The following is a 15,417-nucleotide window of genomic DNA, read 5'->3' on the forward strand; positions in this document are numbered from 1 at the left end:
TTTGATACAGTACCAATCGAATGTCTGAATGTGTCTGTATACACTATCAAAACTATGCACGTTTTTTTACAACATGAAGGAGGGCATTATGAAACCGCGTCGTTCTATTTTATCTGTTCCCGGTCACCTGCAAAAGATGCATGGGAAAGCGCAAGCCAGCAATGCAGATGTAATTATGCTTGATCTTGAGGACAGTGTCCCCATTGAAGAAAAGGCAAATGCCCGCGTGCAAGTCATTAACTCACTGCTTGATTTAGACTGGCAACAAAAGACAATCACCGTACGGGTCAACTCCCTGGACACACCTTTTGCCTATCGCGATCTGCTCGAGGTTACCGAGCAGGCTGGTCATGTTGTCGAGGCGTTTGTTCTGCCGAAAGTCAATCATCCCGGAGACGTATATTTTGCCGACCGTCTTTTGAACGGGATAGAAATGAATATACAAACGATCACCGCACCCATCGGTCTTGAGGCATCAATAGAGACTGCTGAGGGACTACTCAACGCAGCTGAGATCATAAAGGCAAGTGAACGGGTGCAATCACTGGTTTTCGGGATAGCCGACTACTCTGCCTCCATCGGTGCCCGCCTGGTCTCTATCTCCGGACATGGGGAAAAGGAAGAAGACCTCTATCCAGGGCACCGCTGGCATTTTGCCATCAGCAAGATGGTAATGCATGCGAAAGCACACGGTCTGCTGGCCATTGATGCTCCCTATGGCAACTTTAAGGATCCAGATGGGCTACGGCGCTCTACAGTGATGGCCGGCGCCTTGGGTTGTGATGGCAAATGGGCTATCCATCCGTCACAGATAGATGTTCTTAACGAGGTATTTACACCATCAGCCGATGAGATAGCGCTGGCGAAAAAGGTTATTAAAGCAAATGAAACAGCTCAAAGCCTGGGGAAAGGTGCCATCGCCGTGGAAGGAAGGATGGTCGACCAGGCAACCGTTCGCCTGGCCTCCAAACTATGTGAACAGGCAAAGTATCTGGGGTTGCTTTAATAAGCGGATTGGGGCACCCGGCAACACATTTCGATTCCTGTACACCCAAATAAAAAAAGGGGCCATAAAAGGCCCCTTTTTTCATGAGCAGCAGACTACTGTTAACCGATTACTGCAAGAACGGTATTGATAGCAACAGAATCGCCTGAGTTGCAGAGCAGCTGTTTTACAGTACCGTCACATGGTGAACCAAGGTTGTTTTCCATCTTCATTGCCTCGAGTACGAGGATAGGATCGCCGGCCTTAACAGCATCACCTACGTTAACCAGATTCTTTATAACCAAACCCGGCATAGGTGCTACCAGAGGAGTCCCCCCCTCTACAGCGGGTGCAGGTGCAGCAGCTGGGGCGGCTGCAGGGGCAGCGGCTGGAGCGGCTGCAGGGGCAGCTGCGGCGGGCTTAGGTGCAGCTACAGCAGGACGTGGTGCAGCGGCAACCATCGGCTGGAAATCACCGGTCGGATCAACTTCAACGTTAAAATATTCACCGTCAACGAACACGTTGAATGTGCGAACATTGTCGGTCTTTTCGGGAGCTTCGGCCTTTGGCTCAACAAGCTTGCCGGCCTTTGCCTTGGCAATCATCTCGTCTCGTTTCTTAACCTCATCCAAGGTCAGCGGCTTAACTTCAGCAGGTGCAGGCACTACACCGTATTTCCACTCCAGGAATTTCTTGCCGGTTACCGGATACAGTGCATAAAGCACCAGATCATCCATATCCTTGGCAAGATCACCAATTTCCTGCTTGGCTTTTTCGAGCTCAGGCTCAATCACCTCAGCCGGTCGACAGGTGATCGGAGTCTCTCCGCGAGAGTATCCCTTCAGTGCCTTCTTCTGCAGTTCAGCATCAATCGGTACCGCTGTTTTTCCATACAGGCCGTAGCACAGATCTTTAACCTGAGCTGTGATCATCTTGTAACGCTCTTCCGGAGTGTCAAAAAGAACGTTGTTCACGGTCTGAATACCAACGATCTGGCTGGTTGGGGTAACCAGAGGAATCTGGCCGAGTTCTTTACGAACACGAGGCAGTTCTTTATACACCTCATCAATCTTATCAAGAGCATCCATCTCGCGCAGCTGATTGACCAGGTTGGAGAGCATTCCACCGGGGGTCTGATGCAGAAGCACGTTGATGTCGATGGTGGAAAGCTTGGAGTCGTCAAGAAGATGCTTATATTTCGGCATAACTTCTTTCTCAAGGATCTCATTGATCTGAGCAAGCTTTTTGATGTCAAAACCTGTGTCACGGTTTGTACCGAGCAGTGCCATTACCAGCGGTTCAACAGCTGGATGAGCAGTGCGGAAAGCATACGGTGTCATACAGGTGTCAACAATATCCACCCCGGCCTCAATAGCCTTCAGATGACTCATGGATGCCATACCTGAAGTAAAGTGGCTGTGCAGATGAACCGGAGTTTTGGAAACTTCCTTAATAGCCTTCACAATAGCATAGGCATCATAAGGTGCGATAAGACCAGCCATATCCTTGATACAAATGGAATCCGCCCCCATGGCATCCAGATCCTTGGCTTTGTTCACATAGTACTCAAGATTGTAAACATCACCGCCTAATCTGGGTTCGGTCAAACTGTAGCAGATGCAGCCCTGAAAATGCTTACCAGACGCCTTGATGGCCTTAACAACGGTTTCAAAGTTCCGATAGTCGTTCAGTGCATCAAAGGTTCGGAAAATATCCATGCCATTTGCAACAGCGCGTTCAACAAAAGCAGTGGCTGTATCATCGGCATAGTTCCGATAGCCCACCAGGTTTTGCGCGCGCAGAAGCATGGAGAAAGGGGTCTTCTTTATATATCGTTTAAGTGTGCGGAGTCGCTCCCATGGATCCTCATTCAGGTACCGATGCATGGTATCAAATGTGGCCCCGCCCCAAGTCTCAAGAGCCCAAAAACCAACCTCGTCCATCAATTCAGCAACCGGAATCATATCTTCGGTCCGACCGCGAGTGGCGAACAGAGATTGGTGACCATCACGGAAACTGAGGTCCATCACCTTGACCGGATGTTCAGCTGCTGGCCGGTCGGTAGCATAATTCATAGCGGTCATTTTTACTTGGTCGCTCATTTCAAAATCTCCCTGTTGTGCGTTGTCGTTAAACGTTCAATTGTTGAAAGACCTATCAGAAGGCTTTCATCTGGATCAGCCTACGAAAATTCATAATATCCTGACGGCCGGCGATCGCCCACAGACTAGGTCCGGCTTGTGCAGCAGATCGAGCAGCAGCGAGCTGAGCCTGATATGCCGCCTCTTCCTCCTGCATTATATAGGCGTTAACAGCCGCAAGGGCAGCAGCCAACTTCTTATTTTTTTGTGCCATTGATCATCCTCTGATTTTTTGAAGGCCCGGCAATAAGCCGAGCCTATGAAGAGTACTTACAGCGGGATGTTACCATGTTTCTTCATTGGGATCGTATCACGCTTTCCTGAGATCGACTCAAGTGCATTGATGATGCGGAAACGGGTTTCAGCCGGTTCAATAACAGCATCAATGTAACCTCGTTCAGCAGCACAATAGGGATTAGAGAAGTTTTCGTTGTACTCGTCCTCTTTCTCTTTCAGAAATGCAGCCGGGTCATCAGCAGACTTGGCTCCCTTTGCATAAAGAACCTCTACCGCACCCTTCGATCCCATGACCGCAATTTCACCGGTGGGCCAGGAATAGTTTATATCTGTGCGCAGGTGTTTGGAGGACATAACACAGTAGGCTCCACCATAGGCCTTACGTGTGATAATGGTGATTTTGGGAACCGTTGATTCGGCATAAGCAAACATCAGCTTGGCACCATTACGAATGACCCCGCCAAACTCCTGATTGGTTCCGGGAAGGAAGCCGGGAACATCAACAAAGGTAATGATCGGAATATTAAAGCAGTCACAAAAACGGACAAAGCGAGCACCCTTAATCGAGGTATCGATGTCGAGTACACCGGCATAAGAGGAGGGCTGATTCGCAACGATGCCGACGGCCTTACCACTGTAACGGGCGAAGCCGACGATAATGTTGGGAGCAAAATTCTTCTTAATCTCAAAAAAGATACTGTTGTCCACTGTCTCCATGATAACCTTCTTCATGTCATATGCCATGTTCGGGTTATCCGGAATGATGTCATTGAGCACTTCAGAACGACGGTTAACAGGGTCATCACATGGAGCATCGGGAGGATTCTCAAGGTTGTTCTGCGGCAGATAGCTCATCAAATCCTTGATGTACTGGATAGCGTCATCCTCATTTTCAGCAGCATAGTCGGTGACGCCGGATTTGGTTGTATGCATAACCGCCCCACCTAATGTCTCGGTGGTGACATCTTCATGGCAAACAGTCTTGACGACTTTCGGCCCGGTCAGGAACATGTAGGATTGAATTTTGACCTGGATAATGAAGTCCGTCAAAGCAGGTGAGTACACCGCACCACCGGCACAGGGTCCGAAAACACCAGAAATTTGCGGAACAACACCAGAGGCCAATACGTTGCGGGTAAAGATCTCGGTGTAGCCGGCCAGAGCCTCGATACCTTCCTGGATACGAGCACCGCCGGAATCGTTCAAACCGATGACCGGTATGCCGTTTCGCATACCCAGATCCATTACCTTGCAGATCTTTTCGGCCAATGTTCCGGAAAGTGATCCCGCCAACACGGAGAAATCCTGTGCATAAATATATACGGGACGACCATGGAGTTTCCCGTAGCCCGTGACAATACCGTCACCTAGAAACTTAATCTTCTCCATGCCGAAATTATAACAGCGATGGAGCTTGAAAGCATCGTACTCCTCGAAGGTGCCTGGGTCGAGGAGAAGTTGAATTCGCTCGCGAGCGGTGTATTTCCCCTTGGCATGAATTTTGTCGATTTTGTCCTGGCCGCCACCCAGTAAGGCTTGGGCCGTCTTCTTCTTTAGTTGCTCTAGTTTTTCTCTTGTGCTCATGCTGTCTCCTTGCTGCAGAATCCAATAAAATTCCGTGCCTTATATATGAAGACAACCACTGCCCTGGTCATATCGGGCCAAGGCAGTGACTGTATCAGCCTCATCAACCTTTGTACACCTGTCTGCAGAGCTCGCCGAGCTTCCCCAGGTTGGCGCAATGATGTACTCCACTTGCCTTCATTGCTTCGATCTTGGCTTCCGCAGTACCTTTACCACCGCTGACGATCGCCCCGGCATGTCCCATTCGACGGCCGGGAGGAGCAGTCAGACCAGCGATAAAACCGACAACCGGTTTTTTGGTGTTGGCCTTGATCCACTCGCAGGCATCCTCTTCAGCATTTCCGCCAATCTCGCCGATCATAACAATTGCCTTGGTATCCGGATCCTGCTCAAAGGCCTCCAGGCAGTCAAGGAAATTAGTTCCATTGATCGGGTCGCCACCAATACCAATGCAGGTAGTCTGACCAAAACCGACCTGGGTCAGCTGATGCACTGCCTCGTAGGTGAGTGTGCCGGAACGGGAAACAACGCCCCATGGACCACCCGGTTTGTGCATCGGGCCAGGCATAATGCCGATCTTGCATTCCCCAGGGGTAATAACACCCGGGCAGTTCGGTCCGATCAGACGTGTGGAGGTGGTGGCCAGATAATTTTTCACCCGCATCATATCAAGTACCGGAACACCTTCCGTAATACATACAACAAGCTCAACACCGGCATCAGCCGCCTCCATGATGGCATCCGCGGCAAAGGGAGGTGGAACGAAAATCATTGAAGCATTGCACCCCGTTTTTTCACGTGCTGCTTTTACCGAGTTAAAAACCGGTACGTCGTCCATCTTTTGGCCGCCCTTGCCCGGGGTTACTCCCGCAACAACATTCGTCCCGTAGGCAATGCAGGATCGAGTGTGGAATTGACCTTCCTGACCAGTGATACCCTGTACAACCAATCTGGTGTTTTTATTTACAAAAACGCTCATCGTTTTCCTCTAAGGGTAGAAGTTTTAATGACTTTATCAGCTGAACAACGAACAGCCAGCTGCAGTCCGGCTCTCTTTTTCCTCCAGCTTCGCAAAGAGCCGCCACTGTGAGTTGCCCAACAGCAGGATCAATCTCAGTAAGCTCTTATCAGGCAACAAGTTTTGCTACTTTTTCAGCCGCATCGGCCAAGTCCTTAGCATTGATAAGATCAAGTCCGGACTCAGCAAGGATCTTCCGTCCTTCCTCAACATTTGTTCCTTCCATGCGAACGACGACCGGCACGGAAAGATTCAGCTTGGTAGCAGCCTGTACAACACCTTTGGCAAGAATATCGCAACGGAGAATACCACCAAAGACGTTGATCAAAATACCTTTTACCGCCGGATCTTTTAAAATCAAACGGAAACCATTCTCAATCGCCTCGGCATTGGCACCGCCGCCGACATCAAGGAAGTTGGCCGGTGAAGCACCTGCAAGTTTAACGATATCCATGGTTGCCATGGCCAGGCCGGCACCGTTCACTATGTTGCCGACATTACCGTCCAAATTGATATAGTTCAGGCCATACTCAGCAGCTTCAGCCTCAACAGGATCTTCCTCATCGATGTCACGCATCTCTTTCACATCGGGGTGACGGAACATGGCGTTACCGTCAATATCCATTTTAGCGTCCAACGCCAAAATATTGCCTTCACCCGTGATGATCAGCGGGTTGATCTCAACCATTGAGCAGTCATAGGTTACAAACAGATTATAAAGATTTTTAACAAGTGCGGACATCTGCTTCTGCAGATCTTTCTCAATCTCAAGCCCAAAACAGAGCTGGCGGGCATGGAAAGGCTGAAAACCGGTGATTGGACTGACATGGACAGTTATAATCCGCTCCGGTGTTTTAGCAGCGACTTCTTCGATATCCATTCCACCGTCCTGGCTGCACACAATAGCCACGGTGGCAGTTTCACGATCGGGGATGATAGAAAGATACAGCTCTTTTTTAATATTCAACCCTTCTTCCACCAATACCTTCCGAACTTTCTTTCCCTGAGCTCCGGTCTGCTTCGTGACAAGGGTCATACCGATTATGGAATCAGCAACCGGCTTTACGTCAGCTTTACTTTTTGCCAGCTTGACACCGCCTCCTTTACCACGGCCACCTGCATGCACCTGCGCTTTAACAACCACAGGATAGCCGAATTCTTCAGCAATTTTTTCTACTTCATCGGAGGTAAAAGCTAATTTTCCTTTTGGGGTCGGCACATTAAACTTTCGAAATAGTTCCTTAGCCTGATACTCATGAATTTTCATAGACGCATCCTTTTGCGGCGGATCCCGCATCTCCATGCGAAATCCTCCTGAGAAGTAAAAATGTTAATTCAAATCCCTGGTAACAATGTACAACCACGTGGTGCAACCAGCCAAACGCCCTGTTTTAAAAGTCATGCACAAGGTTTGAAGAAATTCACACGGGACATCCACTCATCCCGGGCGCCTCTAGAGCTTCAAGTGCTTGCAGACATCCTCTCAAAACAAGATCTTTGCCCTTCACACCACAATTTTTTAATCAGATAACAATATGATACTAATACGACAACAGTCTCAAAACAGAGAACAAGGAACGGCACTTTTCAAGAAGAGAACAGGTGGGAGACGCACTGAGACCACAAACCGTCGGCCTCATTACCTGGCACTCTTACCACTCATTCGCTGCCGAAGCCAGCTACTGCACACTCTTGGTGTCGAGACCACCGCCACTTCCGAAAAAAACCTGCTCATCTCTGTCAACAACATTAACGACAGAGCCTATCGCGCTACATGCTTCAGAAATGGCCGGAGAAGGAGAGAAAATATTCTGAATAGGATAAAGTAGAAAAGGTTAGGGGTAATTTCGCACCTACGGCTCAAACATCTAGCTCAGATACGCTCTAGAGGCCCCGAGAAACTCCCTAAAACCGTTCCGACAACAACATTCTCCACAGCCACTTCCGAAAAAACCACTGAAAACTTAGGATTTATAACAAGACAGATCATAAAGAGTCAAGTGATAATTCTCATTACCCACCGGCTCAAAATTAAAGAATCCGTCTAAAAAAACAACCACAAAGCGAAAGTATCACCTTGTCAACCGGTTGTCGCTCCACTACAGGACAACACGATTCACCGCGCCCATTGCAAGAGTCCCACCGTAACCGGTAACTTAATCAACAGTGACAAAATTCGATGCTTCATACCGACGGTTATCTGTCAGGCTTCATCACCAGAAACAAACAGCACTCGATACATTTCATCCGGGTTCGGCAGACTATTTTTTTGATTTTTTCTTTATCTTTGCTTTTACCTTTTTCTTGCGCTGAGAAATATTATCAATGGCTATCTCAAGATGATCAATGATAATCCCTGTGTATCGCTGGATATTGTTGAGGATATAGCTTCTTAAGTCGTGGAGCTCACCGGTGAGGGTCTTACCGAAGGGGACGTCTATGAACAGGTCGATGCCATAGCCGGAGCGCCCCATCTTCACCTTGATCTTCCGCACCAGAATTTCACCATCGTACTCATCAATACAGTGAAGAATCATCTGCGTGAGAGCGGCTTCGGAAATGGTGACAGTTCCCCCGGTTCCCTTCTCATGGTAACTCGGCTGAACCACGGATTTTTCAAAGAACCGCGACCTCTTGACACCGTCCTTGTCTTTGCCCCCTTTAAAAAAGATACGAATCGTATCTGAAAGGATCTGGGCATAATCTCTTTTTACTTCAATAGAAGGGACGGGAATAACGTGTTTTCCCTCTTCGAATCTGGACTTGATCGCATTTTCGATATCCCTCTGGCTGGCAATCTCCTCAATCTTGATAAACTGGCTGATCGGTGGCAACTCGAGTATCTCCGCCACCCTGACCACCATCTTTTCCGAGGTGCCGAGCAACAGGATCTTTTTGACCTTTTCTTTCTGAATCATCTGCACCACACTCTGTCGATGGTCCTGATCAGTAAACAGAGCTGTTTTAATGGCACTGATGTAATTCTTCTCCTGTTTGGCTGACTTCCCTGCCAAAATCGTTGTGTCGTGAATCAGCAGCCCATCGTCAATGATGTAGGGGACTCCGAGTTTTTCAGCAAGCAGTTGCGCCCGGAAACTTTTGCCGGTACCGCTTTTACCAACCAGGGCATACACATGCACACCCTGCAGGCGGCCTTTGATCCGGCTGTAAAACTGGTAGATCTCCTTACCCGTCAGATAGATCCATTGATGTTCTTTTGTATTTTTATCCGCAAACGCCGCCATATCCTCTCACTTTGTTCAACGTATGCACACAGCAAAAAACGATGGCGTAAAACACCGGCGAACCGATGAGCACAGTTGGTCATCTCTTTTGGGTACGCATGAACAGTCATCAGGCAAATCACCGCCCTCCTTCGAACCACCACGTATCCAGCCACTGTTCCGAACCATAGTACAGCGGCAACTGTTCCGGATGCCTCAACCTGGTGGCATACGCCACACGATGGTTGGGTAAATACCAGTTCGGGACTACATAATAACCGTACCACAAGACCCTGTCCAGCGCCCGGCAGGCGATGGTCAACTGCTCCTGGGTTTCCGCATAAATAATCGCATCCACCAGGGCATCCACGGCAGAACTTTTGATACCGGCAAGATTTCTCGACCCTTTCCGGTCAGCAGTGGAGGTCGTCCAGTAATCACGCTGTTCATTGCCGGGTGACTGCGATTGCCCATAGGTCGTCACCACCATGTCAAAATCGAAGTTCTTCACCCGATCGGCATAGAGCGCGGGATCAATCGTCCGATACGACATTTCAATACCCAGCTTTTTTAAATTGACGGCATAGGGAGCTATCACCCGCTCAAAAGAGGTATCTGCCAGCAGAATCTCAAAGCGAAACTGCCGACCCTGATCATTGACCAGTCTGCCTTCTTTAACTGTCCACCCGGCTTTCTCCAGCATCTCTTTTGCCTTCTGCATATTCCCACGTAAACTAAACGGCGGCTCGGTGGAGGGTGGTTTCAGGGCTTGAGTGAACACTTCAGACGGAAGCTGATCGCGAAAAGGCTCCAGCAAGCGGAGCTCTTCCGGACCGGGCAAACCCTCTGCCGCATAACCGGAGTTGGAGAAGTAAGAGGAACTCCGGGTGTACTGTGAAAAAAACAGGGTTTTATTGGTCCACTCGAAATCAAAAGCCAAACCAAGGGCTTCTCTGACTAAACGATCAGCAAACAGCGGCTTCCTTGTATTATAAACAAACCCCTGCATACCGGCATTGTTCTTGTGCGGAAAGGTCTTCTTCGTCAACTCACCGCTATCAAAACGGCGCCCGGTCATGTCGCGATTCCACTGCTTGGCAATGTTGACCATCAAAAAATCAAATTCACCCGCTTTAAAAGCCTCAAGACTCACCACCGGATCCTTATAGTACTTGACGACAATGGTTTCGAAATTAAACATGCCTCTACGTACCGCCAAATCCTTGCCCCAGTAGTCGGGATTTTTTCTGTACGTAATGGATTTTCCCGGCTGCACGTCAGCCACCACATAAGGGCCGGAACCAACAGGAATCGTCATTGCCCCCCTGCCCTCTGCAGAGGCAAACGGAGTCGCTGTATAGAATTTTTTACTCAGCACCGGCAACTGACCGACAATCATGTGCAATTCCCGATTAGTCTGCGCAAAATGAAAACGCACTGTCCTCTTGTCAACGACCTCGGCCCCTGCTATATCCTGAAAATACATCTGGTAAAAAGGATGGGCCTGGTTGCTTTTTAACGTCTCCAGTGAAAAGCTGATATCTTCAGCCGTGATCGGCGTGCCATCGGAAAACCGGGCACGTTCATTGAGCGTAAAAGTGACTGATCTCCTATCCGGAGCAAGGACAATGTCCTCGGCAACCAGACCGTACTCGGCAAAAGGTTCATCCAGGCTCGGCACTGCCAGAGTTTCAAAAAGATATGAGGTCAATCCGCGGGGTGCCGCCCCTTTCAGGGTAAAAGGGTTCATTTTCTCAAAACTGCCGAGATCATGGAGGACCAGAACACCGCCGTCCCTGGCCTGTGGCGAGGTATAGGCAAATCGTTCAAACCCTTTGGGATATTTGAGCGTCCCATCAATGCTCACACCATGAGCGGCCAGCACCTGATCCGGCTCGCTAAAGGGTACAAGACAACAGAAAAACAACACCATATAAAAAACGTAGTCATTCATGGCAGGCTGCAAGCTGGGGAGACGGTACACGAAAGCGTTTTCAACGCCCTGTAAGCGAAATGTCACTATACGCAATCAACCCGACAATGTACAGTTGTTATGCTCTACGCACTTCTGCCCGCTGGAAAAAAATGACTGGCCTGAACCATCATGCAATGATTAGTATCTACTTGTATTTTTTTGAACACTGAGCTGCATGCTCGCTTTTTCTTTCCATAGCATCGGAGTTACACCATGGGACAAACCATTACTGAAAAAATTTTTGCCGCCCACTTACGAGACACCCCGACACCGGGCAACGTTGTGCTTGATCTCGATGTCGTCATGTGCCATGAAATCACCACCCCCATCGCTATCATGGATCTTGTGGAGAAAGGGATGGACCGTGTCTATGATCCCGCAAAGATCAAAGCGGTGATCGATCATGTTACCCCGCCCAAAGATTCCAAAACAGCGATGCAGGCCAAGATCATGCGTGACTGGGCAAGACGTCACCAGATCAAAGATTTTTTTGATATCGGCCGCAACGGTGTCTGCCACGCCCTGTTCCCTGAAAAAGGGTTCATCCGACCCGGCTATACCGTTATCATGGGAGATTCACACACCTGCACCCACGGGGCTTTTGGCGCCTTTGCCGCCGGTGTCGGGACCACGGACCTGGAAGTTGGAATTCTCAAAGGCGTCTGCGCCTTTCGCACGCCAAAGTCGCTCAAGGTAGAGCTGACCGGCAAGCTGCCCAGGGGTGTGGTTGCTAAAGATATCATCTTAAACGTCATCAAACAGCTCACAGTCAATGGTGGCACCGACATGGTCATCGAATTCTGCGGTCCGGTGATTGATGCCATGAACATGTCCTCACGCATGACACTCTGCAACATGGCGGTTGAGGCCGGCGCCACCTCCGGTATCTGTCCGCCCGACCTGGTAACAGCCCAATACCTCTGGCCGTTCATCAAAGATGAGTATGACAGCCTCGAAGCTGCTGCAGAATCATTCAAAAAATGGCACTCAGATCCAGACGCCCACTATGAACGAGTGTTGACCATCGATGTCACCAGCCTGGCACCCCAGGTCACCTTTGGATTTAAGCCGGACAATGTCAAAGATATTGACGAGATGGAGGGAACCCGGATTGATCAGGTCTACATCGGTTCCTGTACCAACGGCCGCATTGAAGATCTTCGAGAAGCTGCCGCAATTCTTAAAGACAAGAGCGTTGCCGACACTGTACGGGGTATTCTGGTGCCTGCCACACCCGATATTTATTCGCAAGCCCTGGCAGAAGGATTGATCAAGATCTTTATGGACAGCGGTTTCTGCGTGATGAACCCCACCTGCGGCGCCTGCCTGGGTATGAGCAGTGGTGTACTGGCAGATGGCGAGATCTGTGCCTCAACCACGAACCGCAACTTCAACGGTCGCATGGGCAAAGGCGGCATGGTCCACCTGATGAGCCCGGCCAGTGCCGCTGCTGCTGCAATCACCGGCACGATCACCGATCCACGCCGTTTCCTGGGGTCAGCTGAAACTGTACAGTGAGCGAAAGAGCTCACGCCACTATACCGATGGACAGGGCAACGGAACTTAAAAAAGTTTCGCTGTAACCACGACAGTATAAAAGAGAGGGCAGCCAGCTACGGTGCCCGTATTGAAATAAGGAAGGAACTCTATGAAACAGTTTGGCGGCCCGGCGGCCTTTATCGACAGAGATGACGTCAACACCGACGAAATTATTCCGGCTAAATATCTGACAGAGATCACCAAAAAAGCTCTGGCACCACACCTGCTTGAAGATCTCTATCTGGAGGGCCGTAAATTCGATCCCCATTCTCAGGAGATGCAAGAGGCCAGGGTGCTGATCACCCGCTCCAACTTCGGCTGCGGATCTTCCCGTGAGCATGCAGTCTGGGCATTAGAAGTCAATGACATCAATGTGGTCATTGGTGAGAGCTTTGCCCGTATCTTTCGTCAGAACATGTTTAACTGCGGCATTCTGGCAGTGGAGTTAAGCAAAGAAGACATCAACCGGCTCTTTGCCCTTCAGGGCAAGGTGACTGTGGCCGTGGATCTGGAAGAAGAGAAGTTGACCGCCACCAGCAGCACAGGTGAAAGCGTGACCTGTGAGTTCACCCTCAATCCCTTTGACAAGAAACTGATCGGGGCTGGTGGTTGGTTGGCCTTTGCCGATGCAAATTATTGAGAATACTGCTGTATCCGGGGTGGGCACAACAACGTGCCCACTGTCCGGCTTTCATTGATGCCGACCAGCTAAACAAGATATGCGAACTTCACAGGCGATTAAAAATGAAGAGTAAACCCTACCCTCATCTGGAGCCAAAAGGTCGTCTGTAAAACATATTTTCCTGTTCTATTCTCACGATAGACTGCATCTCCTCACATCCCCTGACAGACAACGGCGAAGCAGTCCCTTGTCCAGATCCTCCCTGCCTGTACCCTGCCCTTTATTTGCCTGTATTCAAGAATGACAAGAACTTAAACCTGGACGTGTTACTGATGGCTGGAAACACCCCACCGGAAACAAAGCGAATATCCTCTACTGTATAGAAGGCTTTGGGATGAAAACGCTTAATAATTGAGACAACAGAGTTTAGTTCTGAACGCCTGATAACAGTAAACAGTACATGCACATCACCCTTTGCACCTTTACCGTCAACAACAGTGACACTAAACCCTTTTTCTCGTAAAAAATGTATAAGCAATGAGGCATCACCAGGAATAACAATAGTAATAATATTTTTTCCCATTGCAAGTTTTTCCTCAAGAAGAATACCCAGATAATTACCAAGAGAAAAACCAACGGCATAGGAAAGAAAATGCGCTATATTGTTCAGGTTATTCATAACCTGAGTGATAGCAACCAACCAGATAAGAATCTCGAAGAAACCGACAAAAGGAGCAAACAACTTCATTCCTCTCGAAATGAAGATAATACGCAATGTTCCAAGGGAGACATCAGCAATTCTTGCCAAACAGATTAAACAAGGAACAATAACCCAGGTAAACACCGGTGAATTTAACAGTTCTTGCATAATGGACGGGTAAACATAAGAAATATTTTAATATTATATAATTTAAAAACTAATATCCTCCCATCCTAATAGTCGAATCAATAAATGCTATAAAAATAAGCCCTCGCAAACATACGGTCAGACCAGCACATTCCGGGCCTTTGCAGATGTCTGTTCCACCGGAGACCGCAAGTTTCGAACCTGGATTTCCGACAGTGGAAAACTGATCAACCTGTTGAAACAATGCCATTTTAACGTAAAAATCCTTTTGCTTTCCGATACATTGGAGTATCGGCAAACGGCAAGTAGAAAAATCGCGGTGCTGACCGGCTCCGTCGCCGATCAGGTAGTTTTGAAGTGCACAACAAAGAACGGAAAAACTGTCTTGTGCAGCTATTTATCAGCCTGCATAATCCCACAAGTACATGCTCGATTCTTTATTAAGAATCTGCAATTCAAAAGATTTGGTACAGGCAGACGCTGCAAACCCATAACAGACCAGAAGAGGTAACAAATGTTCCTCTCTGGGGTGGCAGTAGCGGGCAGAGGGTGCGGCTTCCCAATTGACCAACCTTTTGATTCTTTCTTCTTCCGAAATGTTTTTATTTGAGCAGGTATCCACCAGCCAATGCTCAAACGACTTATTCGCATTCTTGGAATCCACGGTTGCCGGTGTAAAAAAGGCTCGCATGTTATGGAAGGAAAACCCCGAACCAATCAGGAGTATTGATGGATCACTCAAGCCTTGGAGGGCACGGCCCAGCTTTATGTGTGCCAGAGGATCAAAGCTTTTAATGAGGGACAATTGCACGCAGGGTATATCTGCTTCCGGATACATGATCTTTAGGGGCACGAACAGTCCGTGATCGAATCCTCTGGTGCTGTCAGCCATGACATTGATGCCTGCTGTTTCAAGTTGCCTGGTTATGGAACTCGCCAAGCGCGGGCTGCCGGGGCAGGGATAGGTGATTTCATAGGACTCGGGCGGGAAGCCGCTGTAGTCATATATCAAACCTGGGTTGACACCGGAAGTCACGGTTGCGTTTCCAGCCTCCCAGTGAGCACTGACGACAATAATTACTGAAGGTCTGGCGATCATTGCCGCAATTTCCTTCAGGCAAGCGACCATGTCGGCATGCGCATCGTCACCGAGAAGTGGTAGCGGGCCACCTCCATGGGATAAGAATAATGCTCTACGTTGATGGTGCATAAGGACTCCCTATTGAAAGCTAATCGCGGTACTCG

At 49.0% G+C, this 15,417-nt stretch carries 12 protein-coding genes; 3 read left to right on the top strand and 9 right to left on the bottom strand.

The annotated features are described in order from the left end of the window. Positions 1–88 precede the first annotated feature (88 nt). Complete coding sequence (locus tag HP555_RS13810) at positions 89–1,006, top strand: HpcH/HpaI aldolase/citrate lyase family protein (protein ID WP_199263148.1); 918 nt, start codon at positions 89–91, stop codon at positions 1,004–1,006. A 101-nt stretch (positions 1,007–1,107) separates the two neighbouring features. On the opposite strand, the gene HP555_RS13815 is transcribed toward HP555_RS13810, so the two are convergent. The 7 genes from HP555_RS13815 to HP555_RS13845 all read right to left on the bottom strand — a co-directional run bounded on the left by HP555_RS13815 (position 1,108) and on the right by HP555_RS13845 (position 11,143). Next, positions 1,108–3,087, bottom strand: coding sequence for a pyruvate carboxylase subunit B (locus HP555_RS13815; RefSeq protein ID WP_199263149.1), 1,980 nt, complete (start codon positions 3,085–3,087; stop codon positions 1,108–1,110). Between the two features lie 55 nt (positions 3,088–3,142). Beyond that, the gene (locus HP555_RS13820) at positions 3,143–3,340 is read right to left on the bottom strand and encodes a hypothetical protein (RefSeq protein ID WP_199263150.1); all 198 of its coding nucleotides are present in this window, start codon (positions 3,338–3,340) and stop codon (positions 3,143–3,145) included. 56 nt (positions 3,341–3,396) lie between these two features. Continuing rightward, a complete protein-coding gene (locus tag HP555_RS13825) occupies positions 3,397–4,947 on the bottom strand; it encodes an acyl-CoA carboxylase subunit beta (protein ID WP_199263151.1) in 1,551 nt (516 codons plus the stop codon). A gap of 103 nt (positions 4,948–5,050) precedes the next feature. Then, complete coding sequence (gene sucD, locus HP555_RS13830; RefSeq protein WP_199263152.1) at positions 5,051–5,926, bottom strand: succinate--CoA ligase subunit alpha; 876 nt, start codon at positions 5,924–5,926, stop codon at positions 5,051–5,053. Positions 5,927–6,074: 148 nt separating this feature from the next. Continuing rightward, entirely contained in the window at positions 6,075–7,232 is a 1,158-nt protein-coding gene (sucC, locus tag HP555_RS13835) for an ADP-forming succinate--CoA ligase subunit beta (RefSeq protein WP_199264579.1), read from the bottom strand. Positions 7,233–8,226: 994 nt separating this feature from the next. Then, on the bottom strand, positions 8,227–9,210 hold the full coding sequence (locus HP555_RS13840; RefSeq protein ID WP_199263153.1) for a hypothetical protein: 984 nt from the start codon (positions 9,208–9,210) through the stop codon (positions 8,227–8,229). Positions 9,211–9,328: 118 nt separating this feature from the next. Next, positions 9,329–11,143 (bottom strand): extracellular solute-binding protein, encoded by a 1,815-nt coding sequence (locus HP555_RS13845; protein ID WP_199263154.1) that lies wholly within the window; start codon positions 11,141–11,143, stop codon positions 9,329–9,331. A 234-nt stretch (positions 11,144–11,377) separates the two neighbouring features. Between HP555_RS13845 and HP555_RS13850 the strand changes: the two genes are divergently transcribed. After that, on the top strand, positions 11,378–12,682 hold the full coding sequence (locus HP555_RS13850; RefSeq protein WP_199263155.1) for a 3-isopropylmalate dehydratase large subunit: 1,305 nt from the start codon (positions 11,378–11,380) through the stop codon (positions 12,680–12,682). Positions 12,683–12,812: 130 nt separating this feature from the next. Continuing rightward, complete coding sequence (locus tag HP555_RS13855; RefSeq protein ID WP_199263156.1) at positions 12,813–13,343, top strand: 3-isopropylmalate dehydratase small subunit; 531 nt, start codon at positions 12,813–12,815, stop codon at positions 13,341–13,343. Between the two features lie 262 nt (positions 13,344–13,605). Here HP555_RS13855 and HP555_RS13860 read toward each other — a convergent pair whose 3' ends face one another. Together HP555_RS13860 and HP555_RS13865 are read right to left on the bottom strand one after the other, a co-directional pair. Beyond that, a complete protein-coding gene (locus HP555_RS13860) occupies positions 13,606–14,193 on the bottom strand; it encodes a DUF2179 domain-containing protein (RefSeq protein ID WP_199263157.1) in 588 nt (195 codons plus the stop codon). A gap of 379 nt (positions 14,194–14,572) precedes the next feature. Then, positions 14,573–15,382, bottom strand: a complete 810-nt coding sequence (locus tag HP555_RS13865) for a DODA-type extradiol aromatic ring-opening family dioxygenase (protein ID WP_199263158.1) — start codon at positions 15,380–15,382, stop codon at positions 14,573–14,575. Positions 15,383–15,417 lie beyond the last annotated feature (35 nt).

This window comes from Desulfobulbus oligotrophicus, from assembly GCF_016446285.1.
GTDB classification, from domain to species: domain Bacteria; phylum Desulfobacterota; class Desulfobulbia; order Desulfobulbales; family Desulfobulbaceae; genus Desulfobulbus; species Desulfobulbus oligotrophicus.